The 22,816-nt window shown below is 60.3% G+C and carries 23 protein-coding genes; 17 read left to right on the forward strand and 6 right to left on the reverse strand.

Annotated elements, in window-relative coordinates; all coding sequences use genetic code 11:
• Window positions 1-167 precede the first annotated feature (167 nt).
• The 3 genes from CKALI_RS01685 to CKALI_RS01695 all read right to left on the reverse strand — a co-directional run bounded on the left by CKALI_RS01685 (window position 168) and on the right by CKALI_RS01695 (window position 4,876).
• Window positions 168-4,040 (reverse strand): Pls/PosA family non-ribosomal peptide synthetase, encoded by a 3,873-nt coding sequence (locus CKALI_RS01685; RefSeq protein ID WP_156191665.1) that lies wholly within the window; start codon window positions 4,038-4,040, stop codon window positions 168-170.
• A 2-nt stretch (window positions 4,041-4,042) separates the two neighbouring features.
• A complete protein-coding gene (locus tag CKALI_RS01690) occupies window positions 4,043-4,495 on the reverse strand; it encodes a MarR family winged helix-turn-helix transcriptional regulator (protein ID WP_156191666.1) in 453 nt (150 codons plus the stop codon).
• Between the two features lie 93 nt (window positions 4,496-4,588).
• Window positions 4,589-4,876, reverse strand: coding sequence for a rhodanese-like domain-containing protein (locus CKALI_RS01695; RefSeq protein ID WP_156191667.1), 288 nt, complete (start codon window positions 4,874-4,876; stop codon window positions 4,589-4,591).
• A 110-nt stretch (window positions 4,877-4,986) separates the two neighbouring features.
• On the opposite strand from CKALI_RS01695, the gene CKALI_RS01700 reads away from it, so the two are divergent.
• The 5 genes from CKALI_RS01700 to CKALI_RS01720 are packed head-to-tail and all read left to right on the forward strand — an operon-like array spanning window position 4,987 to window position 8,463.
• Complete coding sequence (locus CKALI_RS01700; RefSeq protein ID WP_156191668.1) at window positions 4,987-5,604, forward strand: DUF4178 domain-containing protein; 618 nt, start codon at window positions 4,987-4,989, stop codon at window positions 5,602-5,604.
• A 3-nt stretch (window positions 5,605-5,607) separates the two neighbouring features.
• Window positions 5,608-6,087, forward strand: coding sequence for a DUF2617 family protein (locus CKALI_RS01705; RefSeq protein WP_156191669.1), 480 nt, complete (start codon window positions 5,608-5,610; stop codon window positions 6,085-6,087).
• Window positions 6,084-6,503, forward strand: a complete 420-nt coding sequence (locus CKALI_RS01710) for a DUF4247 domain-containing protein (RefSeq protein WP_156191670.1) — start codon at window positions 6,084-6,086, stop codon at window positions 6,501-6,503. The genes CKALI_RS01705 and CKALI_RS01710 overlap by 4 nt, the downstream gene beginning before the upstream one ends.
• Before the next feature lie 20 nt (window positions 6,504-6,523).
• A complete protein-coding gene (locus CKALI_RS01715; RefSeq protein WP_156191671.1) occupies window positions 6,524-6,949 on the forward strand; it encodes a DUF350 domain-containing protein in 426 nt (141 codons plus the stop codon).
• On the forward strand, window positions 6,937-8,463 hold the full coding sequence (locus CKALI_RS01720) for a polyamine aminopropyltransferase (protein ID WP_156191672.1): 1,527 nt from the start codon (window positions 6,937-6,939) through the stop codon (window positions 8,461-8,463). Before CKALI_RS01715 ends, CKALI_RS01720 begins: the two co-directional genes overlap by 13 nt.
• 141 nt (window positions 8,464-8,604) lie before the next feature.
• Here the strand turns inward: CKALI_RS01720 and CKALI_RS01725 are convergent, their stop codons facing one another.
• Window positions 8,605-9,822 carry a TsoY family (seleno)protein gene (locus tag CKALI_RS01725; RefSeq protein ID WP_156191673.1) on the reverse strand — a complete coding sequence of 406 codons (1,218 nt, stop codon included), beginning with the start codon at window positions 9,820-9,822 and terminating at the stop codon, window positions 8,605-8,607.
• A 201-nt stretch (window positions 9,823-10,023) separates the two neighbouring features.
• Window positions 10,024-10,497: an inorganic diphosphatase gene (locus CKALI_RS01730; RefSeq protein WP_156191674.1), complete on the reverse strand. Its 474-nt coding sequence runs from the start codon at window positions 10,495-10,497 to the stop codon at window positions 10,024-10,026.
• 55 nt (window positions 10,498-10,552) lie between these two features.
• Here CKALI_RS01730 and dacB point away from each other — a divergent pair, with 55 nt between their 5' ends.
• The 11 genes from dacB (at window position 10,553) to CKALI_RS01785 (ending at window position 19,992) form a co-directional block, all read left to right on the forward strand.
• On the forward strand, window positions 10,553-11,809 hold the full coding sequence (gene dacB, locus CKALI_RS01735) for a D-alanyl-D-alanine carboxypeptidase/D-alanyl-D-alanine endopeptidase (RefSeq protein ID WP_231580506.1): 1,257 nt from the start codon (window positions 10,553-10,555) through the stop codon (window positions 11,807-11,809).
• Window positions 11,809-12,708: a tRNA lysidine(34) synthetase TilS gene (gene tilS / locus CKALI_RS01740; RefSeq protein ID WP_231580507.1), complete on the forward strand. Its 900-nt coding sequence runs from the start codon at window positions 11,809-11,811 to the stop codon at window positions 12,706-12,708. The genes dacB and tilS overlap by 1 nt, the downstream gene beginning before the upstream one ends.
• A gap of 92 nt (window positions 12,709-12,800) precedes the next feature.
• Window positions 12,801-13,385, forward strand: coding sequence for a hypoxanthine phosphoribosyltransferase (gene hpt, locus CKALI_RS01745; RefSeq protein ID WP_156191675.1), 585 nt, complete (start codon window positions 12,801-12,803; stop codon window positions 13,383-13,385).
• 98 nt (window positions 13,386-13,483) lie between these two features.
• Complete coding sequence (gene ftsH, locus CKALI_RS01750) at window positions 13,484-15,982, forward strand: ATP-dependent zinc metalloprotease FtsH (protein WP_156191676.1); 2,499 nt, start codon at window positions 13,484-13,486, stop codon at window positions 15,980-15,982.
• Window positions 15,975-16,553, forward strand: a complete 579-nt coding sequence (gene folE / locus CKALI_RS01755; protein ID WP_156191677.1) for a GTP cyclohydrolase I FolE — start codon at window positions 15,975-15,977, stop codon at window positions 16,551-16,553. Before ftsH ends, folE begins: the two co-directional genes overlap by 8 nt.
• A complete protein-coding gene (gene folP / locus CKALI_RS01760; RefSeq protein ID WP_156193619.1) occupies window positions 16,553-17,398 on the forward strand; it encodes a dihydropteroate synthase in 846 nt (281 codons plus the stop codon). Before folE ends, folP begins: the two co-directional genes overlap by 1 nt.
• A gap of 2 nt (window positions 17,399-17,400) precedes the next feature.
• A complete protein-coding gene (gene folB / locus CKALI_RS01765; protein WP_156191678.1) occupies window positions 17,401-17,775 on the forward strand; it encodes a dihydroneopterin aldolase in 375 nt (124 codons plus the stop codon).
• Window positions 17,776-17,780: 5 nt separating this feature from the next.
• The gene (gene folK / locus CKALI_RS01770) at window positions 17,781-18,260 is read left to right on the forward strand and encodes a 2-amino-4-hydroxy-6-hydroxymethyldihydropteridine diphosphokinase (protein ID WP_156191679.1); all 480 of its coding nucleotides are present in this window, start codon (window positions 17,781-17,783) and stop codon (window positions 18,258-18,260) included.
• Window positions 18,260-18,724, forward strand: a complete 465-nt coding sequence (locus CKALI_RS01775; protein ID WP_156191680.1) for a DUF3180 domain-containing protein — start codon at window positions 18,260-18,262, stop codon at window positions 18,722-18,724. Before folK ends, CKALI_RS01775 begins: the two co-directional genes overlap by 1 nt.
• A gap of 33 nt (window positions 18,725-18,757) precedes the next feature.
• A complete protein-coding gene (locus CKALI_RS01780; protein ID WP_156191681.1) occupies window positions 18,758-19,480 on the forward strand; it encodes a DUF6779 domain-containing protein in 723 nt (240 codons plus the stop codon).
• Window positions 19,480-19,992 carry a hypothetical protein gene (locus CKALI_RS01785; protein ID WP_156191682.1) on the forward strand — a complete coding sequence of 171 codons (513 nt, stop codon included), beginning with the start codon at window positions 19,480-19,482 and terminating at the stop codon, window positions 19,990-19,992. The genes CKALI_RS01780 and CKALI_RS01785 overlap by 1 nt, the downstream gene beginning before the upstream one ends.
• A 90-nt stretch (window positions 19,993-20,082) precedes the next feature.
• Here the strand turns inward: CKALI_RS01785 and CKALI_RS01790 are convergent, their stop codons facing one another.
• Window positions 20,083-22,152, reverse strand: a complete 2,070-nt coding sequence (locus CKALI_RS01790) for a PhoX family protein (RefSeq protein WP_156191683.1) — start codon at window positions 22,150-22,152, stop codon at window positions 20,083-20,085.
• Between the two features lie 200 nt (window positions 22,153-22,352).
• Between CKALI_RS01790 and CKALI_RS01795 the strand changes: the two genes are divergently transcribed.
• Complete coding sequence (locus CKALI_RS01795) at window positions 22,353-22,808, forward strand: RrF2 family transcriptional regulator (protein ID WP_156193620.1); 456 nt, start codon at window positions 22,353-22,355, stop codon at window positions 22,806-22,808.
• Window positions 22,809-22,816: the final 8 nt, after the last annotated feature.

Below are 22,816 nucleotides of genomic sequence, written 5' to 3' on the forward strand. Positions count from 1 at the left end.
GTTTCGAGGTAGCGCATTTTGCTTGGGTCAATTACAGCACTGGAAGCTGCGGGATTACCTGGCTGTGAATCGTGCCCCACATTGCCGCAGCTTCGCTGAGGCGTACTGCGTAAAGTCCCCGTTTCTACTTGCCTATCAGACAAGCGGAAACGGGGATAAAAGTAAAACTAAGCCACAGGCTCGATCGGATTACCTTGCCACCTGGAGTTGGCGGGAACCTTGTCGCCGCGCATGACCAGGGAGGCTGGGCCGACGGAGGCGTCGATACGCAGCTCAGATGCAGGAAGCGCGACAGACTGCGGGCCGAGGGTGGCACCTTCAGCAAGCGTGACAGTGTCCAGGCTCATGACACGGTCCTGGAACAGGTGCGTCTGGACCACGCAGCCGCGTCCGACGGTAGCGCCACGGCCAATTCGGCAGAGGTCAGCTTCTGGGAACCAGTAAGACTCGATCCATGCGCCACGACCAATGCGTGCGCCCAACAGGCGAAGTGCGTTGTTGAGCGAGCCAGTGCCCAAGTTGTGGTTCAGGTACCACGGGGCGGCGACGCCTTCAACGAAGGAATCCTGGAGCTCATTGAGCCACACAAAGCGCGACCAAAGCGGGTGATCAGCGGTGCGAATCCCACCGACGCACGCCCACTTCACCAGGACGGTCACTAGCAGTGCGACCAGTCCACCAGCCATCAGCACCAGGCCGCCAAGACCCCAGGCTGCCCAGAAACCAAAGGTTCGCCACAGCACCTGCAAGCCCGTCAACACGGAAACGAAAATCAGCGCAGAGGTGATCGGTGCCAGCAGGCGCAGCGTCTCTACGAAGCCACGCGCAGCCTTCACACGGAAGCCAGGGTTGTAGGTCAGATCCTCGCCGGAATCCGCAGTTACAGCTACGCGACGCAGACGCTCCGGAGGAGAGCCCCACCAGTTGGAACCGGCCCGCGCCTTCTTAGGAGTCGAAGACAGCACTGCCACCAGCGAGTTCTTGCCGAGCTTGCGGCCCGGGCCAGCAATACCGGAGTTACCCAGGAAAGAGCGCTTACCAATGCGCGCGTGCTCCGTCAGCATCCAGCCGCCACCGAGCTCATAACCGCCCAGGAGGGTGTCATCGGCGAGGAAGGAACCTTCCTTGATCTCGGTCAACTTAGGAATCATCACGGCAGTCGAAATCTCCGCGTTCTTGCCAATCTTGGCGCCCAAAGAGCGGAACCAGACTGGGGTGAGCTGCGATGCATACAGGACGAAGAGGTGGTTACGGGCGTCGTCAAGCACACGCTCGGTGACCCAGAGTCGCCAGCCCATGAGGCTGCGCACCGGGAACACGCCGGGCTTGATCCCGATGCCGACCAGGCGGACGATCAGCCACACCAGCACCATGTAGGTCAGCATGCCGGCGAGAGCGGCGAGCGGTGTTAGCGCGAGGGCCCAGCCGAGCGCCTGTAGTTCGGAAAGCGGGCGCAGAATGCTTGGCAAGACCACGATTAGCGCCGCAGTAGACAGCGCCACCAGCGGAATGAGGCTCATCAGCAGCGAGGTGATGCCGTAGAACATAACCCAGTAGCTGCGTCGCGGAGGGTGCTCATCGGGGAAGCGGTGCTTCGAGCGGCCGACCTTTGCGGCAGGGGAACCTGACCAGCGAGCACGGGCCTTCACCGGCTTGTTGCCGGTCACGCAGGAACCAGCTTCGACGTGCGCATCTTCGCCGATCATCGCGCCCGGCATAAGCGTAGAGCGCGCACCGATGCGCGCGTTCGCGCCGATCTCGATGGCACCCACGTGTACCTTGTCGCCTTCTACCCAGTAGCCGGTGAGGTCAACTTCGGGTTCCACGGAGGCATGGTCGCCGAGAGCGAGCAGGCCGGTGACTGGCGGCAGGGTGTGCAAGTCAACGTGTTTACCAATTTTCGCGCCCAGCAACCTGGCGTACGTGAGGATCCACGTCGCGCCAGAAATGCTCGTTGCACCGGAGGTATCAGCAACGCGTTCCGCAGCCCAAATGCGTAGGTGGGTGGCGCCACCACGTGGGTACGTGCCTGGCTTGATCCGGCCCACGATCAGGCGGATCAACAGTGCGCCGATTGGCAAGCGACCGAGTGGAGTAAAGAAGGCCAGTACCATCACGATGAGCAGCCACGACGGTAACGTCAGTGCCCACTCAGCCCCAGCGAGCCCCAGCACCCAGTTCAGCACTGCAAGGCCGGTGACCCACTGCGCCGCGAACAAGGTCATGGCGGGGATCTGGATAAGTGCCTGTGCCAGTCGCGTCCCGACACCCACTGGTTTCACATCAGATTCCGTGTCCTCTGGCGCGTCGACAGTCAGCGACACTCCAGTTTCGGCGGCAATCGTGTCGACCTTCTCTGCCAGCAGTTCCAGGCGTGGGTGGTCATACAGGTCGCGTACCGAAACAGTTGGCACCCGGTCACGAATCGCCCCAACGAGAGTCGCGGCGGCTAGCGAAGTTCCGCCAAGCTCGAAGAAGTCCGCTTCCTTGGAATCAACAGAGACACCGAGGGTGTCCACCCATAGCTGGGCGAGCCAATTTTCCGTGGACGTCAGGCCATCGGCCTCCACGGCGGTGCCCGGCAGCGGCCACGGCAGTGCCTTCTTGTCCACCTTGCCGGAGGTGCGCACCGGCAAATCGTCCATCACGTGAATGCGTGGCACGAGTGCGGCCGGCATGATGTTGGCCAGCTCGCCGTGCGCCACAGCCTGGTCGAAGGCGAGCGCCGGATCCTCCAAAGACACGTAACCGACCAGCACCTTGTCGCCAGCACCGGTGGTCTGCACGGCTACGGCCGATTGACGCACGTTCGGCAACGAAGCCACCCCGGCTTCAACCTCGCCGAGCTCGATGCGACGGCCACCGATCTTCACCTGATCATCGACACGACCTACGAAGTACAGGCCGTCCTCTTCCAGGCGAACGTGGTCGCCAGAGCGATAAGCCCGCTCCCAACCAACGCTCGGCATCGGCGCGTATTTTTCCGCATCCTTTTCCGGATCCAAGTATCGCGCCAGGCCGACTCCACCAATGACGAGTTCGCCCACCTCGCCGATAGCGACGGGTTGCTCTTGCTTATCGACGACCACCAGATCCCAACCAGCAAGTGGCAAGCCGATACTGACTGGTTTGCCTGGTTCCATGGTCGTGGCACAAGCGACGACGGTCGCTTCGGTCGGGCCGTAGGTGTTCCATACTTCGCGTTCAGTCGTAGCGAGCTTTTCTACCAGCTCAGGCGGGCATGCTTCGCCGCCGAAGATGAGCAAGCGGACGTGATCCAGGGCTTCTGCTGGCCACATTCCGGCCAGGGTTGGCACCGTGGAGACAACGGTAATATCGCGTCGAATGAGCCAAGGGCCAAGGTCCATGCCGGAGCGGACCAAGGAACGCGGCGCAGGCACGAGGCAGGCGCCGTGGCCCCAAGCGAGCCACATTTCTTCGCAGGAGGCATCGAATGCGACTGACAGGCCAGCCAGGACGCGATCATCTGGGCCCAGTGGGGCGCCCTGCAGGAACATTTGCGCCTCTGCGTCAACGAAGGCTGCGGCACTGCGATTGGATACGGCCACGCCCTTTGGCTTGCCAGTCGAACCCGAGGTGAAAATGATCCAGGCGTCATCCGTCAGGGCTGGGGGATTGGTGTCCCCGCCGTCGCTGAGCCGCATGATTACGAGGCCCGCGTCGGTGAACACAGCATTGACATCGGCCTCGCCGAAGACAGTTTCGGCGCGCTCATCGGGATCGTCAGCGTCAACTGGGACGTAGGCGGCGCCGGCTGCGATCGTGCCGAGGATGGCCAAATACAGGTTTTTCGAACCCGAGGACATCCGAATGCCGATGCGATCGCCGCGGCGAATTCCGTTAGCGTGCAGATGCGCAGCTAGGTTGTCCACTTCCTCCATGAGGTCGGAGTAGGTGAGAATCGTGCCGTCATCAATGGCCGCTGCCTCGGGGTACTTCGTGGCAGTGTCTTTGAGTAGCTCGTACAGGGTGCGAGGCGCTGGCGCCTCGTGGCCGCGGAGGTAGTGAGAAGGAATCACAGCTATTGTGGATCCTCCTCAGAAACCAGCACCGAAGTGGCGAGTTTGCGCAGGTGTTTGAGCTGCTTTTCCGTCGAATCGTTGAGTACTCGGCCTTCGGCCTCAGAAACGAGCACCGTCAGTTCGGCGTGAGCCGTCTTGCCCTTCTTGGTGGCGCCCACGATCTGGCGGCGACGATCCTTGGGGTCACGCTCGCGCTTCGCCCAGTTGTGGGACTCGAGGGCGTCGATAAGACGAACCATGTCGGAGGCGTCGATGGCGAGCAGCTCGCCCAGGGATGCCTGGCTGGATGCCGATGCCTCGATCAGGCAGGTCAGCACCCAGTACTCGCGCAAGGACGTGCCCCGGCTGTTCAGGGCGGACTCAACTTCATCGCGCGTGCGACGGCGAAGGCGCTCCAACTGGAATGATGGCGACTCCAGGAGCGTTGCTGGGATCTCGGTAGGTGTAGTCATGCCTACATGATAGTCCCCAAGGATGAAAAGGTTAAATCATTGGTCGTTCACAACTATTGGTGGCGGTGAACTTAAGGTTCTAGCTGGATAGGTTTAGATGGTGGGCAGGCCGGTAGCTACCCACGCATCGGTGCCGCCCTCAACGTTGATCGGGTCGAAGCCCGCGTTGTCTAGATACTGGCCGACTTGAGCAGAGCGAACGCCACTCTTGCAGATCAAGTAGACCTCACGATCCTTGTCGATGGAATCGATGAAAGACATGAAATTCGACATCGGCATATTGACAGCATTAGCAGCGTGAACCGCCTCGAACTCGTCTACTTCGCGGACGTCGATGAGCTGGGCTGCTTCTGGAACTTCATTGACGGTGACAGAGCGCATGTGTGGTGCCTTTCAGTCGGGGAGGCGTGTACTTTCCGATTGTAAAGATTTGTCTAAGTTGTCCGCTAGACCTATGCGCGTGAGTGCGCTCTCTAATAGAGTCAGAGTCCATGAGCTCTGGATTCATATTCTTTATCGTGTTGGCTGTCATCGCAGCAGGAGCAGCGATTTACTTCTTTAGTTCGGCGAAGAAGGCCGAGGATGGCCTGGAGGAGCCGCAGCGCTTCCACCAGGATCCACTTAAGGATGTCGTCGGTGCGGACGAGTTTGGTCCGGATCGTATCGCCCCAGGTGCCATCATTTCCCGAGGTGGTAAGGACTATGTCGTTCGTGGCACTCTCGCGCTGAAAGAAGGTCCTTATCTGTGGTGGGAGCACCTGCTAGACGGTGGTGACGGCTCGGAATGGTTCGGCGTGGAAGTCGATGAAGGCCAGCTAAGCCTCACGTGGTGGAACACCCGCAAAGGCGCCGGCATTAGCCCGGACAGTCGGGTTGAGTTCGAAGGCATCACCTATCTGGAAGCCGAGCGTGGTCACGCGTTCTACCAGTCGATCGGCACTACCGGCCTCCCCGAGCGTGGCGAGATGCGCTACGTCGACCTTGCTGACTCCACCGGCACCAAGCTGCTCGGTTTCGAAGGTTGGGCCAACAACGAATCCTGGGAAGTCTCCACGGGACAGACCATCCAGCCGGGCGAGCTGACTGTTTACCCAGCGCCTAAGGTGTAAGCCATGCTGGTGAGCCTCGATTGCCCTACCGCCGACGTCAGTGCACGCGACCTCGGCGTAGCTTTCAACGGCCCACTTCCCGAGATCCTCGTCGAACGCACATATACAGACTCGGAAACCGAACTCCAGCTGGGCATCATCGGGGCCTCACACGTGGCCACGGTGCGCTTTCCCGGAGGCACGTTTCGGGAGGAAATCTCCTGTTTCGCAGGCGAGCGTGGCAGCTTGATGTCCCAGGAGCGGGGCAGTTACTCGCTGCAGACCTCGACGCAGCGGTATCCGGACTTCGAGGACCAAGCTACCCGCATCCTGAAACTCGTAGCGGGCAAAGATTGGCTGTGCGCCAACTTTCCGGGGGAGGGAGAGTTCCACATCACCGCAGTCCGGGGCAGTTTCAAGGAGGGCACCTGGGAGTGGGAGACCATTCACCTGTATCCCGAGGAGCAGATCATCGTCAGCACAACAAGTAGGTACCAGATATGAATCCCCACAGCCGCCGCATCCTGGGAGGCTTCTTCGTGTTCCTTTCCGTTTTCAGTCTCATTGGCGCGCTAGTCATTGGTCCAACTCCTAAGTCGGGTACTTACTCCAATGCGCGCTATGGCCAGTACGAGTGCCAAGGCGACCCACAAAAGGTGGCTAATGAGATTGCTGCGAAGGACAAGCCCCAAGCCCGCCAGTTTGATCCTAAGACGGGCACCGAGTACCTGAAGTACCGCAAGCGCTTGGTCTCGGTGTCCAAGGAAGGGCCAACCGGCTGCCGGATCACCGTGGAAAACCTCGATCGTGTGAATGGCGGCGGGCTCATTTGGCTCGGTCCAGGTTTTAGCCCGGGTTCCCCATCGGGGTCCTCCGGCGGGTCCTCGGGCTCGGGCGGCTCTGGTACTGGCGTCAAATAACTCTTAACCAAGGAATTCTCATGGCACCTGAATTGCTGATCGATGTCCGTGACACGGTCGTCTACTTCGTACTTTCGCTCTTTGTGCTCCTCATCGGCTTCGGCGTCCTCGACCTGCTGACCCCTGGCAAGTTGTATCGCGCCGTATTTGTCGATCACTTGCCGAATGCGGCCATCGTGGCCATCGCTCAGCAGATCGGCCTCGGCATCATTGTGGTCACCGCGGTTCTCGGCTCCCCGGAATCCCTCATCGAGGGCGTGACCGAGGTAGTGGTCATCGGACTGCTCGGCGTAGCGCTGCAGTCCATCGCGCTCGTCGTCTTGGAGATGCTCATTCCTGGGCGCTTCCGTGACCTGGTCCTTGATCACAAGCTGCGCTCCGGAGCGATTGCTGCGGGCGTGCTGTTGGTTGTTATTGCTGCCGTGAACGCTGCATGTTTGACCTAGGCTCTCGCTGGTGGCGCTTCTTCCTGCTGATTTCAGTCGGGGTGTGCGCTGCCTCGGGCCTGATCTACGAACTGGCCCTCCTCACCCTCTCCACCAGCCTCAATGGTGGCGGGGTAGTAGAAACCTCACTGATTGTGGCCGGGTATGTCGCGGCACTGGGCGTGGGCGCGTTGTGCGCGAAGCCATTGCTGCGCTGGCCAGGACTTTCCTTTCTCATCGTAGAAAGCGTCCTCGGCCTCATCGGTGGCGTGTCTGCCCTGGTGCTGTATATCGTCTTCGCCACTCTCGGGCAGTCAGTGGTGGTGTTGGTGATCGCCACGTTCCTCATCGGCGCGCTGGTGGGTATGGAGCTGCCCCTGCTCATGACTTTGATCCAACAAGGCAAGCTTGCCGACGCCCGTTCCGTCGGCTCACTCCTGGCCACCCTCAACTTCGCGGACTACTTGGGCGCTTTGATTGGCGGCTTGTTGTGGCCTTTCGTCCTATTGCCGTCGTTAGGCATGATGCGCGGCACACTCGCTGCGGGCATGATCAACCTGGTTGCTGCGCTGTTTATCGCCGTGGTGTTGCTGCGATCGTCGTTGCCAGCCCGCCAACTGTGGAGCGCCGTGTGCGCGTTGGTGGTGGCTCTGGTGTTGCTCGTGGTGCTGCTCGTACGCAGCGACGGGATTGTGGCGACGGCCCGCGCAGCGCTCTACCGCGATCCGGTGATTTATGCGCATCAGTCGGATTATCAGGACATCGTGATCACCCGCCGAGGGAAGGATCGTCGCCTGTACCTCAATGGCGGCCTGCAATATTCCAGCCGTGATGAGTACCGCTACACCGAATCCCTCGTCTACCCAGCCTTGACCCCTGACACTAAAAACGTGCTGGTCATTGGAGGTGGTGATGGTCTGGCTGCCCGCGAGCTTCTGCGATTCGGGGCTACCGTGACTCAAGTTGAGCTCGACCCAGCGGTGGTCGAGGTGGCCAACACCGTGCTTATCGACGACAACGGTGGCGCCCTCATGGACCCGCGCGTCACCGTCATCAACGATGATGCCTTCACCTGGCTCCGCGCCGGTGGCACCGGCGCCAGCTACGATGCGATCATCATCGACCTTCCCGATCCCGATAACCCCACCCTGGCCCGCCTCTACTCCGAGGAGTTCTACGCTCTGACGCTCGGCGTGCTGAATCCTGGTGGTCGGATGGTGGTGCAGGCCTCGAGCGCCTACACCACACCTGATGTGTTCTGGCGGGTGCGATCGACGGTCCTAGCTGCCGGCTGCTCGAACGCCATTCCGTACCACACGCACGTGCCTACCTTTGGTGACTGGGGATTCGTTTCCTGCGCGTCAACTCTCGACATGCCGGACGTCTCGGGCTTGCGTTACCTCACCCCAGAGGTGCTGGCGGCTTCCGCTGTCTTCGGCCTGGATAATGGGCCCCGCGATCTGGAGCCATCCACTTTGGATAGGCCGTTCATCGTGGAAGATTTGCGGCGTGGGTACCGGCAGGCGGGGGAGTAGTAGTTTTCCGCGCGATTTCAGCTATGTAAAACCGGCTATTGGGAGTAGAGAAGTTGCTAGTTCAGCACTTTGGGTACTGGTAGGGCAAGTTCTACTCCCAATAGCCGGTTTCAGGTAGCCGGTTTTGAGCTAAGGCCTACGCTAGGCGTTCTTAGGGAACAACTGGTTCTTGACGAGGGTTGCCATCAATCCAATTGTGGTCAACTGTGCCACGACGATGATCGTCATAGCGAGGATGTACAGCGGCGTGCCACTTTCGATCAGGCCATTCTTTACCAGGCCGATGTGCAGGAAGAAGTAGCCGAGCACCGTGAGCGCCACGCCTGGGCAGATCAGGGTGAAAGGTGCCGGGGTGCGGTTTTCCTGGGAGAACACAAACGACTTGTAGAAGCCATTCTTCTTCATCACGGCGTGACCGCCCATGAGGAAAGTGAGCTGCATCGAGACGGCCAGGCCCAGGATGACCATGACACCGATGGAACTAGGGGCGTGCGCTGCGACTGGCTTGCCGAGGGCTTCCGCACCGGCGTCGGCAAGCGTGAACGTGCCGTGGCGCAGACGCAGGAAAGTGATGGACCACAGCGTCATGATCGGAACCATCAGCCACAGGGTGGCGGAGTTCTGCAGGGTCAGCTTGTAGCGGAACATGCTCATTGCACCCATTGGGAGGAAGACGGCGAGCAGCATTGCGGAGATCACGCCGAAGAACAGTGCGCCTGCAAAACCAAACAGTACGGTCAGCTTGTTGTCAGACATCGCGGCAGGAGCGGCGAAGCCAACGGAGACCATGGCGAAGGCGAAAGCTGAAAGCAACTGGTTGAGGCCGCCGTTACCCTCGAAGTCGAAGCCAGCGGTGAGGATGCGCTTGACGTAGGCTGCCAGGTACTTCAGTGCGAGTGCTCCGGTGAGCGCGTAGGCGACCAGTGCCCACGGGAAGAGGTACTCCACGACATCCCACAGGTTCGGGATGGTGGTGGCGAATGCCATGAACAGGCCGTTGACCGTCATTGCGAGGGTCAGCGGGATCGCCATCAACGTGATTTCGGCGTTGGAGTTCAGGAGCTTTTGGTACGCCGGGGTCTTTTTGAACAGCGCGTATTCTCGCAGGTTCCAGGCCAGCAGTAGCAGGTGCATGAGGATGAAGGCCATCATGCCCACGTAGCCGATGACGATGGCCGTCTTGAGGATCGGACCGGATGTTGCCCAGGTGTCTTGGATCGTTTCCAGGATAGGGATTGGGTGCTTCGGGTGTGGGGTCAGGTGCATGAAGATCATGAAGAAGGCGACACCCATGCCACCGAAACCTAGGGAGGCGAGGAAATAGAGGGGCGAGTACTTCTCGCCAAGATTCTTGATCATTGTCAACTTTCTAGTCTCAAGTGCGGACATTCAATTAGATATAAGTTGAAATGATCGGGCATTCTTCCCGGAAAGTGGAGGTGGGGGGAACGTTATTGAAAATGCAATGCTTAGATGAATGTGAAAGTGAAAATTGCTACCCCCAGAAAACACAAGGAAGCCCCGCAGGAGGAATCCCACGGGGCCTATTTGAAGAAAGATTTACTTGAAGCGAGCGATTGCCTCAGCGAGGATCTTCTCTGCCTCAGCCTTGTCGCCCCAGCCAGAGCCGGTAACTTCCTTGTTTGGCTCCAGGTCCTTGTAGCGGGTGAAGAAGTGCTCGATCTCGTCCTTCTGGAAGTCGGAGATGTCGGAGATGTCCTGGAGGTGGTCCCAGCGGACGTCGTCAACAACGCAGAGGAGCTTGTCGTCGCCGCCAGCCTCATCGGTCATCTTGAACACGCCGAGTGGGCGAGCCTTAACGATGACACCTGGGAACACAGGCTCAGGGAGGATTACCAGCGCGTCGAGTGGATCGCCGTCCTCACCAAGGGTGTGGTCGATGAAGCCGTAGTCGGCAGGGTAGGCCATCGGAGTGAACAGGTAGCGGTCGAGGTAGACCTTTCCGGTCTCATGGTCAACTTCGTACTTGTTGCGGGAACCCTTTGGGATCTCGATGGTTACTTCAATGCTCATGCGCACTCCTTCATGGCTACGTAGGTATTTACACCACTCATAGTAACCTAGTGGGGTGTTCAAAAAGGTTGGGTGGATCAGCGCAGTCGTCCTCGTTGGCGCAGGAGTAGCAAGCTTAGCGACGGCCGCTGTCTCGAATACCGATTCCTTCCAATCACGACAGATCGCGCCACCCCTCACCCTGAGCCCGGCAACGCGGACGCTTCCGGCAGCCGGTGGGGCGGCGACGGACGTCGACAAGCTGCGGGCGCAGATTGAGCAGAAGGCTAGCGATCCGCGACTCGGCAAGCTCAGCGGCATCGTGACTGATGCGCAGGGAAACGTGGTGTGGGAACGTGGCACTGAGGTGCCAGCGAAACCGGCCTCGACCACCAAGATTCTCACCGCCGCGGCAGCGCTGCTCACTCTGGACCTGAATGATCGCATCGAGACGCAGGTGGTGCGTGCGGACGCCGGCACAGTGGTCATCCGTGCGGCGGGTGATGTGATGATGACGGATGAGCAGCTCGATGAGCTGGCGCAGCAGATCGGCGCTGCTGACACGGTGTTGATCGACACGTCGCTGTGGTCTTCGGAGACCTTCGTCAATGGCTGGGGCAGGGAGAATATTGCTGCCGGTTATATCGCGCCGATGGAGCCCGCGATGCTCTATGGCGGGCGCATCGGTGGGCACAGCGGTGACCTGACGCGGTCCACGACCCCGGCCGAAGATGTCGCAAAAGCTCTAGCCAGTCGTCTTGGCGCCACCTCCGGGAAAGGCCAAGCGCCAGCGAATGCGGAAGTCGTGGCCAGTGTCCAGTCCGACCCGCTCTGGCAGCGCCTGGAAACCATGATGGAAAATTCTGACAATGTCATGGCCGAGGCGGTGGGTAGGGAAGTGGCGCTGAAACGCGGCACCGGGAACTCGGTGGCTGCTGCGGTGCAGGCGACCCAAGACGCGCTGAAAGAGGCCGGCTTTGACCTCACCGGGCTAGAGCTGAAGGACAACTCCGGCCTGACCGAAACCAACTACAACACCCCGCGCCTGCTGCAGGACCTCCTCCACCGCGCGGTCACCGATGCGAAACTTCGCCCGCTGCTTGACACCCTGCCCATCGCCGCGGCGAATGGCACCCTGGAAAACCGCTACCATGACACCGCAGGTCAGGGCTGGGTGCGCGCTAAGACCGGCACCCTCACGGGCGTATCTGCGCTGGCAGGCATCGTCACGGCGCGAGATGGAAACAGTTATACCTTCGCGTTGCTCTCCAACGAATCCGATATTTTGGCCGCGCGTGCCGCGCTCGACGAACTCGTCTCCGGACTGCGCTAATGCCAGTCGACTACCCACACCGCAGCCCAGCGTTCCTGCAGCTCAGGGTAGCGGTTAGGCCTTTTGTATCCCCGGAACCCGTCACCATTGGCCTGTCTGGCGGTGCCGATTCCCTGGCGCTAGTAGCAGCAGCGCTCGTTGAGGGGCAAGCCGTGCATGCGGTGGTGGTGGACCACCAGCTGCAAGCGGGGTCTGTGGGCGTCGCAAAGCAGGCGGCGATGCAGGCACGGGCGTGGGGCGCCGACGCCACGGTGATCCCCGTGACCGTCTCACAAGAAGGCAGTATGGAAGCGGCCGCGCGCGCCGCCCGTTACGAGGCTCTGATCGCATGTGGTCGGCCCGTGTGGACCGGGCACACCATGGATGACCAGGCCGAAACCTATCTCCTCGGCGCGCTGCGGGGTAATCCTGCGGGAATGCTGCCGCACTCGAAGTATGGGGAGGCGGACATCGTTCGACCGCTGCTCTCCGTCCGGCGCGCGACCACCCGTGCCACCTGCGCCGAACTCGGCGTGACCCCGTGGGAGGACCCGCACAACGACAGCGAGGCTTTCCGGCGCGTGGCCGTAAGAAAGCAGGTCATGCCGCTTCTCGACGCCATCAACGGCGGCCCCGCCGTCCCCGGCGTGGCCCAAGCCGCCTACCGGGTGGCCCTCCAACATGACTTCGTGCAGCAGGCAGCGCGAGCAACAACTTCCATTGCAGAGCTGGCAAGCATGCACCCGGCTGTCCGGCACGCCTCCATAGCTGGGCTCATTCGTGACGCCGACTGCCCCATCAAATACGCCACGGTGGTGGCGGTCGAACAGTTGGTGACGCAGTGGCACGGCCAGGGGCCGGTAGCGATCGGTGGCGGTCGCTCGATCCGGCGCCACGGTAGTGAGCTCCGAGTGGATTAACAGGTTTCTTGGTGCTCAAGGCGAAAAAGTGGCAAGCTGGCAGTTAACTACTGTTCGCTCACACTTCTGGACACCAAGGGGCACCTAGGGATATGCACGATAAGAAGGACTTCAATGTTCCGGCCAACCGCTACGGAGAAGATGTTGAGGCGGTGTTGATCGATGAGGCTACGCTGCATGCCCGCATCCAGGAGCTGGCCGACAAGGTCTCCGAAACCTACAAGGATTCGGAGGACGACCTGATCCTGGTGTGCGTCCTCAAGGGCGCCGCACTGTTCCTCACCGACTTTGCCCGTGCGCTGTCTATCCCATCGCAGATGGAGTTCATGGCGGTGTCGTCCTATGGCAATTCCACCAGCTCTTCCGGCGTGGTGCGCATTCTGAAGGACTTGGACCGCGATATCGAGGACCGCAACGTAGTCATCGTTGAGGACATCATCGACTCCGGTCTGACCCTGTCGTGGCTGATCAAGAACCTGCAGAACCGCAACCCGAAGTCGCTGGAGGTTGTGTCCTTGCTGCGCAAGCCAGAAGCTGTAAAGGCAAAGGTTGATTTGTTCGATGTCGGTTTTGAGATCCCGAATGAGTTCGTGATCGGATACGGCCTCGATTACGCGGAGCGCTACCGCGACCTGCCGTTTGTCGGCACGCTGCACCCACGCGTGTACACCAACTAGCTGTGCTTTCGGGACGACCACGGGAACTTATTCCCCGTGGTCGTCGTTTCTTGTTCAGAGCTTTGCTATTTCTAGACGAAAGGGTCCGCCGGTAATCGATGGACAACAAAAAGATTCTTCGCTACGGCGCTATCGCCGCGATCATCCTCATTGCGATGTTCAGCATGACGTTGCTGACCAGCGATTCCCGAGGATTCCAGAAGGTTGACACGAGCATTGCTCTGCAGCAGCTGGACAACAAGAACGTCAAGGAAGCGCGTATCGACGACCGTGAGCAGCGCGTCCGCCTCGAGCTCAAAGAACCAATCAAGGTGGAGGAACGCGAGGGCGTTTCCAAGGTGATCACCGATTACCCGGCACGCACGGCTCCGACGATCTTTGACAAAGTCGCCCAGTCTGAAGCGGAAAAGTACAACACCAAGGTCACCCGAGACACCTTCCTCGGCTCGATGGTGCAGCTCCTGCTGCCAATGCTGCTGTTCTTCGGCCTGATCATGTTCGTCATGACCCGCATGCAGGGCGGCGGCATGGGCATGTTTGGCTTCGGTGGTTCCCGTGCCAAGGAACTGACCAAAGACATGCCAACCAACACTTTCGCAGATGTTGCGGGTGCGGATGAGGCTGTGGACGAGTTGCAGGAAATCAAGGACTTCCTGCAAGATCCATCCCGCTATGAGGCGCTTGGCGCAAAGATTCCGCGCGGCGTTCTGCTGTACGGCCCTCCGGGTACCGGTAAGACCCTGCTGGCGCGAGCTGTCGCAGGTGAAGCAGGAGTGCCTTTCTACTCCATCTCCGGCTCTGACTTCGTTGAGATGTTCGTTGGTGTCGGTGCATCCCGCGTGCGCGACCTGTTCAAGCAGGCCAAGGAAAACAGCCCGTGCATCATCTTTGTTGACGAGATCGACGCCGTCGGCCGCCAGCGTGGCGCCGGCATGGGCGGCGGACACGACGAACGCGAACAGACCCTGAACCAGCTTCTGGTGGAGATGGACGGCTTCGGCGACCGCGAGGGCGTCATCCTCATGGCGGCTACCAACCGCCCGGACATCCTGGATCCAGCGCTGCTGCGACCGGGTCGTTTCGACCGCCAGATTCCGGTTACCAACCCAGACTTCAAGGGTCGCGAGGCTATCCTGCAGGTACATGCCAAGGGCAAGCCATTTGCCAAGGACGTGGACATCACGGCACTGGCAAAGCGCACCGCAGGTATGTCCGGCGCTGACCTTGCCAACGTCTTGAATGAAGCTGCGCTGCTTACCGCACGAGTTGGTGGCAATGTGATCACGGCGGACGCACTCGAAGAAGCGACCGACCGCGTCATCGGCGGTCCACGCCGTTCTTCCAAGGTGATCTCCGAGCACGAAAAGAAGGTCACGGCCTACCACGAAGGTGGCCACACGCTGGCTGCCTGGGGCATGAAGAATATTGAGTCCATTTACAAGGTAACGATCCTGGCTCGCGGTAAGACCGGTGGTTTTGCTATGACCGCACAGGAAGACGACAAGGGCATGTACACCCGCGACGAGCTGTTTGCCCGCATAGTCTTCGCCATGGGTGGTCGCTCCGCTGAGGAGCTCGTCTTTGGTGCCCCAACCACGGGCGCTTCCAATGACATCGAGCAGGCGACCCGCATCGCCCGTGCGATGATCACCGAATATGGCATGAGCCCAGAGATCGGCACCGTGAAGTACGGCGAGGAACAGGGCGATCCGTTCTCTGGTCGTGGCGGCGGCGGAGTCTTTGACCCGTCCGAATCTGTCCAGTCCACCATCGATGAGCAGACCCGCTACCTGGTGAACAAGGCCCACCAGGTTGCCTACGACATTCTGCGCGAGAACCGTCACTACCTGGACTCCTTGGCAGAAAAACTCCTGGAGAAGGAAACCCTGCGTCGTCCGGACCTAGAGGTCATTTTCGAAGGCCTGGAGCCACGCGATGCCCTGGAGGTTTTCCCAGGCGAGACCGCGAACTTCCCAAGACAGGTCGGCCTCGAGCCAGTCAAGACCCCTGTCGAGATCGCGATCGAGCGTGGCGAAGAACCGCCAAAGCGGTTCTCCATTCTGGAAGCCTCCCGCGCTGCCCGCGCGAAGCGCCAGAAGGAGCTGGAAGAACAGGGCAAGCTGCCAATTCCTCCGATGCCTCCCGTAGCGCCGATTCCAGCCGGTGATGCTGGCCGTCATGCTGCTCCAGAGGGGCCTGCCCCGACTTACGGTGGCACCCCGCCACCAGCCGACTGGTCGGCACCAGGTTGGCCGCCTCGCGATTCGGCAAATAACCCGTATGCCCAACCGTCACAACCGGAGCAGCCAGCACAACCTGAAGCACCTCAGGCTCCAGCACGCCCGGTTGGCGGTCCTGATCAGACTGAGCTGCCGACGCGGGCCGAGAATCCAGAGTCGCCTGCGAACTCTGCCTCGCCATTCTCGACAACTGGCGAGCACCCTGGCATGCAGAACTACGCAGCTGATGCTCCATCGACCCCCGTTCGTCCACAGCCGAGCGAGGCCCCGACCGAGGAATTCGGCTTCCGCCTGCCTGATAACGAGCAGCCGGACCACCCGGAGAAGTCGGAGTCTGAGGAGCGCAAGGATGACTAATCCAACTTTTGACCAGGCCCGCGCTGAGGCCGCGGTCCGCGAACTCCTCATTGCTGTTGGAGAGGACCCGGATCGCGAAGGCCTCCAGGAGACCCCCGCCCGTGTTGCACGTGCCTACGCTGAGGTCTTTGCAGGGCTGCATGTGGATCCCACTGACGTGCTCGCCAAGACGTTTTCCGAGGATCACCGCGAGCTCGTTCTCGTGCGCGACATTCCGATTTACTCCACCTGCGAGCACCACCTGGTGCCGTTCTTCGGGGTGGCCCACATTGGCTACATTCCGGGACCATCAGGCAAAGTGACGGGTCTGTCCAAGTTGGCGCGCCTGGCTGATCTTTATGCCAAGCGCCCACAGGTACAGGAGCGCTTGACCTCACAGATCGCGGATGCGCTGATGGACAAGCTTGATGCCCACGCTGTGATCGTCGTGATCGAGTGCGAGCACTTGTGCATGGCTATGCGTGGCATCCGTAAGCCAGGTGCCACCACCACAACCTCCGCCGTGCGTGGCGGCTTCCAGAAGAACGCTGCCTCGCGCGCAGAAGCGCTGAGCCTGATTCGGGGTGCGTGATGCGCGTCGCTGACCTCACGATTCCGGGACGCTGCGCCGTGATGGGCATCGTCAACGTCACGGAAGATTCCTTTTCTGACGGCGGGCGGTACGTGGACGTCGATAAGGCCATTGGGCACGCGCATGAGCTGGTTGCAGCAGGCGCGGACATCATCGACATCGGTGGCGAATCGACCCGCCCTGGTGCCACCCGTGTCGCCCCTGAGATTGAGCGAGATCGCGTCGTGCCGGTCATTGCGGCGCTGACCCAGGATGGGATCCGCACCTCCGTGGACACCATGCGTTCCACAGTCGCAGCCGCGGCTGCCGAGGCCGGGGTGAGCCTGCTTAACGACGTCTCTGGCGGCCTTGCCGATCCCGACATGTACCGGGTCATGGCTGACACAGACCTGCCCGTGTGCCTGATGCACTGGAAGACCGTGCAGTTTGGAGACGCTGCTGGTCAAGCGCACGTCACTGGCGACGTGGTGGCTGACGTGCACCGCGTGTTCGACGTACTAGTGGACAACGCCCTCGCCAACGGGGTGAAGGAAGACCAGATTACCCTGGACCCGGGGCTTGGCTTTGCCAAGTCCGCAGCCGATAACTGGGCGCTGCTCAAAGCGTTGCCTGAGTTCGTAGCAGGACCATATCCGGTGCTCGTCGGGGCTTCCCGGAAGCGATTCCTGGCCCAGATTCGCAATGACCGTGGCTTGGACCTAGCCTCGCCAGTCGAAGCTGATCCGGCAACGGCCGCCGTCACCGCGATCGCCGCACAAATGGGTGCTTGGTGTGTGCGCGTGCACGAGGTCGGGGTGTCTCGTGACGCCGTCGACGTGGCCGCACGCTGGAACGCGGGGAAGTAGCAATGGCCGATCGGATTGAACTCAAGGGCTTGGAGTGCTTTGGCTACCACGGGGTCTTGCCGGAAGAAAAGGCCACCGGCCAGCACTTCTACATCGATGCGACGTGCTGGCTCGATTGCGCGCCAGCGGCCAAGTCGGACGATCTCACACTTACTCTCAACTACGCCGAGCTTGCCGAGCTGATCTACGGGATCGTCACCGGCGAGCCGCGCGACCTCATCGAGACCGTCGCAGCCGAGATTGCCGACACCGTGATGTCCCGCTTCGAACTGCTGCACGCTGTGGAGATTACGATCCACAAGCCGTCCGCCCCGATCCCACTCACCTTCGCTGATGTCGCTGTAGTCGCCCGTCGATCCCGCCCCACCAGGAGGTAAGGAATATGCGAGCAGTACTTTCCATCGGCTCCAACATGGACGACCGAGACGCGCTGCTCCGGAGCGCCTACGACTACTTCGCCCCCGAGCTCGTGGCCGCCTCCAGCATCTACTCGACCCCACCGTGGGGACCTGTCTCCCAGAACGACTTCCTCAACGCCATCCTCATCATCGACACCGACCGGACCCCGATGCAGCTGCTCGCTGCGGCGCAGGAAGTGGAAAACGCGGCCGATCGGCGTCGCGAAGTGCGCTGGGGGCCGCGCACCCTCGACATCGACATCGTGCAGTGCCTTATCGACGACGTCGAAGTCATCTCCGCAGACCCAGTGCTTACCCTGCCCCACCCGTGGGCGCAGGAGAGGGCGTTTGTGCTTGCGCCGTGGCTGGAAGCGGACCCGGAAGCGGAGTTGCGGGGCGAGCCTGTCCGTGCTCTGCTGGAGGGCATGGACACCTCCGAAGTGAGGAAGGTATCTGAATTCTGATGAAGCACACCAGCATTGCGCTCCTCGTGATGACCGGGGTCTTTGTCGCCTGCGCAGCTGCGATACTGACCTGGGGTTTCTACGGGGACATGCCAGCGACATCGCTCAGTGCGTCTGTGACCTTGTGGCTGATGGCGTTGCTGTGCATGGTGCTGGCTTGGCGCATGCGGGATCGTAAAGAGCGCGGGGCAATCGGCATGGACCGCTCGCAGCTCAGCCCCCTGCAGGCAGCCCAGTACCTGGTGATAGCCAAAGCATCGGCGTGGACCGGTGCGGTCGTTGGCGGAGCGTATGTGGGAATGGCCAGCTATGTAGTGCCCCGGGCGGCGCAGCTTGCGGCTGCTGCGGAGGACACACCGGGAGTTATCGCGTCCGCTTTAGGTGGCATTGCACTGTGCGCAGCCGGGATTTATCTCGAACGACACTGCGAGACACCACCACCTACTGACGCTGAGCCTGCATAGCAGGTAGATTATTAAACCATGAGTGATGAGGCGATGACTGAGAACACTGACAAGTCCCAGGTAATGCTGATTGTGTTGGTGGTCTTAGCGGTGGTGGCTAGCATCGTGATGCTCTTTTCCAGTAGCGCAGCGGCGATGAAAATTGCCGTTCTTGCTGCATTGTGGGCAGCTTTTATCGGGCTTTTCCTCGTGGCAAAGTACCGTCGCTTGGCCACCGAAGAGCGTGAGCGTTCCGAGGAAAAGATGAAGTCCTTGGAATCGCAGCTGCGCGCTGAGCAGGCTGAACTTGCCAGCGAGAAAGCCATTGAGGCCTCGGCCCAAGATACCGAAATGCTTCGTGAAATCCGCCAGCAGCTCAGCGAATTGCGCCAGCATTTGGAAGAGCTCTCAGGCCGCGACTTCTCTTACGTCCCTACCACCCTCACCGCTGAGGCCTCCCGTATCCGTGAGCTAGAAACCGCGACGGAAAAGGCAGCGAACGAGCAAAAAGCCGAGCAAGAGGTCGAGCATCCGTTCGCCGAGGCTGAGATTGTGCCGGAGTCCGGCGCAAAACGCTTTGATACTGGTTCTTTTGCGGCCGTGAAGCTGGATGCCCCGACCGTTGAGCCGGAGGAAGTCAAGGAAGAGGAGCCTGTAGTCACTCCTGCTGCGGAAGAGCCGCAGGAAGATGGGTCGCACGGTCGACGTCGTCGCGATGAAAAACAGGATTCTATCTCCGTGGCTGAGCTGCTTGCCCAGCTGAAAAAGAAGTCCTAATGCGACCGCCGCGCATGAGCGTGGTTGTCGTGGGTCAGCCTGACGATCTGTGCGAGTTTTTGGACGACGCTGGCCACCATCTGGAATTTGATCAGACGTGGTCTGCGCTTGGTGATTTCGATTTGATCGTGCTCGCGGTGCCCGCGGATGTTCTTCCCGAAGTTGTGGCGCGACTGCAGCCCGTTGTTGGGCCAAAGCACATCGTGGTGCACACCGCACTGGAAGTCGGCCCGGAAGTGCTCACAGACTTACCCTCTCTGGCGATTGCCATGCATAGCGTGGGCCGTGAATTTGTCGTGTCTACGGTTGATGAGATTAGCGATGCCGTTGCTGCTGCGCTGGTGGCTGAAATGGGCGGGAACATGTGGCGGATACCTGAAAACGAGCGCATTGCTCTCGCGGAAGCATTGGAGTTGGCAAAGCAGGCCAACGCGCTCAAACGGCGGGCGCTGAACACCGTGCGCAGCGAAGCCGCCAAGGATGTGGTGATTCGTCAGCTCGGGGGCTGGTAGCGGCCTCCTGTGGCTTATCGACGGCCCGAAACTTGCCTACCAATGCGAAAAGGCAGCCCCGAAGGGCTGCCTTTTGGTTATTAGAGGGGGTTAGGCTTCTACGCCAACCTTGCCCTTCTTAGGCCATACAACAACGACTGCTGGACGTGGGACAGCGTTGCCGCCGTCTGGCCAGTGCATTGCAGGCTTGTCAGCGGAAGCATCATCGCCTTCGCCCGGGTGCTGAACGTTGACCAGGACGCGCTCATCGGTGACGATTGGGCCACAGGTCTCTGCGCCCTTAGGAACGGTGAGGAAGCACTTGAGCTCACCGCGGTTGTCACCGTCAACGGCACATGCGTAAAGGCCGTCGTTGGTCTTGAGAGCGTTGCCGTCGGTGGAGATCCACAGGTTGCCGTGGGTGTCGAAGGCAATGTTATCTGGGCAAGAAATTGGGGAGACCTTGGTCTTGTCGAAGCCGCCGAAGTAGGTGTAAGCCTCCTTTGGATCGCCACAGACCAGGAGCAGGTTCCAGGTGAACTTCTCGCCAGCGTGATCGTCGTCCATCTCCAGGACGAGGCCGTTCTTGTTCTCCTTGACTGGAGCAACTTCCTCAACGCCTGGGTAGTTCTTGCCATCTTCGACAGCGCCGCGGTACTTGTTGTTGGTCAGTGCCACGTAGACCAGGCCGGTCTTATGGGAGACCTCAACGTCCTCTGGGCGGTCCATCTTGGTGGCGCCCTTCTTGTCGGCTGCGATACGGGTCCATACTGCGACCTCGTCTGCCTTCATGCCGTCAACGTGGGACTCAGCGGAGCCGTCTTCCTTGGCGGTCAGGAGCTTGATCCATTCGCCCTTGCCGTCGAAAGCACCGTCCTTTGGCAGGTTGCCGGAGCCGTCGATTTCGTCCTTAGGGGAGTTACCCTCGAACTTAGCAACGTAGAGAGTGCCCTCATCAAGAATCTTGAGGTTGTTCTCCATGTCGCCTTCCTTGAACTTGCGCGTGGAGACGAACTTGTACAGGTAATCGTTGCGCTCATCGTCACCGGAGTAGCAAACGACGGTGCCGTCCTTGGTGATGTGGATGTTGCCGGCTTCGTGCTTGTAGCGGCCCACAGCGGTGTGCTTGATCGGGGTGGAGGTTGGATCCGTTGGATCAATCTCAACGAGCCAGCCGAAGCGGTTTGGCTCGTTAGGGGTCTTGGAGACGTCGAAGCGGTCGTCGAAACGCTCCCACTTACGCTCGGTTGCCTCGCCCTTGATGCCGAAGCGCTTGAGCTTCTTCTTTGCGTCCTCGTCGGCGAGCTTGTCAGCGTTGCCGAAGTACTGGTCGAAGTTCTCTTCGCCGGAAAGCATGGTGCCCCAAGGGGTGATGCCACCAGAGCAGTTGTTCAGGGTGCCCAGGACGGTCTTGCCTTCTGGGTCCTTCTCGGTCTTGAGGAGGTCGGAGCCAGCAGCTGGGCCGGCCACAGTGAATGGGGTGGTGGCGGTGATACGGCGGTTCAGCTTGCCAAACTCGCGCTTGAGCTCGCCGGAGCCGTCGACCTTGGAGACCTCAAGGATGGTGTGGCCGTGAGCTGCCAGGCCGATCTTGAACTGATCCTCGGTTGGGTTCTCAGCGTCGTAGCCCTTGAACATGTTTGGCTCGGTGGTGTACTCGTGGGAGCACACGTAGACCATGCGCTTCTTGTCTTCTGGGTGATCGAGAAGACCAGCGAAGTCACAGTTGAAGCCGAACTGCTTCTCAGCAGCCTCTGGAGTCTGGTTGTCGATGTCAAATTCAGGAGCACCCTCGATTACTGGGTCGCCCCAAGCGATCAGGACGCTGTGCTCGTAACCTTCGGCAACCTTGACATCAGTCTCGGTGTTTGGCTGAACAGACTTGAACTGCATACCCTCGAGGGACTTTGCAGGTGCGTTCTTAGCGGAGGAAGAGGAGGAAGAGCCGGTGGAACCGGAGTCCTTCTGATCGGAAGGGGAGCAAGCAGCGAGTGCGGATGCGCCACCGACGGCTAGAACGGTTACAGCGCCGGCCTTCAAAGCGGAACGGCGGGAGATGTCGCCGAAGTACTCGTTGTCGGATTCGTTGGCACATGCGCCGAAGCATGCGTTGCCGCACTTGTAAGTACAAGTCTGCTTGGTGCGGCTAGAAGTAAACAGGTTCAGTCCCTTAAGTCCCACTTGGGGCCTCCATTTTCGTCAATGTCTGAGCAGGGTGAGTGCGCGTCTGACCTTAGGTAAGCAGTGTTGCAGCCAAGCGGAATGTGGGTGAAATGGAGGTGAACTTCTTGTTAAGAATGCTTGGGGTCGGGATAGGCTGACGGTGGAACGGTTTTTAAATCATGTAAACAAAACTCATGTTTATTGGTAAGGTGGATGACATGCACTTGACGCGCTTTTCAGATCTGGGACTTCGCCTAGTCCTTCGGCTCGGGGAGTACACCAAAAACCTCGCAGTCGAGCCAGGGCGGCGAAGCACCGTTGCGAACCTCGCAGCGGATATCAACGGGTCTGAAGCTCACGTGGCCAGGGTCGTCGCAAAGCTTGCAGAACTTGGCATCGCCCGCAGCGTGCGCGGCAGGGTCGGCGGGGTGTACCTCGACGAGGCTGCCTACACCATGACCGTCGGTCAGATCCTTCGCCTCCTTGAAGGTCCTGGGGAGGTCATTAACTGCGCGGAATGCCCATTCGCTTCCCGTGACTGTCTGCTGCGCCATCGTCTTGCTGCTGCCAAGGAGGCTTTCTTTGCTTCCATGGACGACCTAACGGTCGCAGATTTGCTCAGGGACAACGAAACCAAAACCCTCGTTGCTCTTGGTATGCCCATAACCACATAACGCAGGAG

The sequence above is a fragment of the Corynebacterium kalinowskii genome (genome assembly GCF_009734385.1).
In the GTDB taxonomy this organism is placed as follows: Bacteria; Actinomycetota; Actinomycetes; order Mycobacteriales; family Mycobacteriaceae; genus Corynebacterium; species Corynebacterium kalinowskii.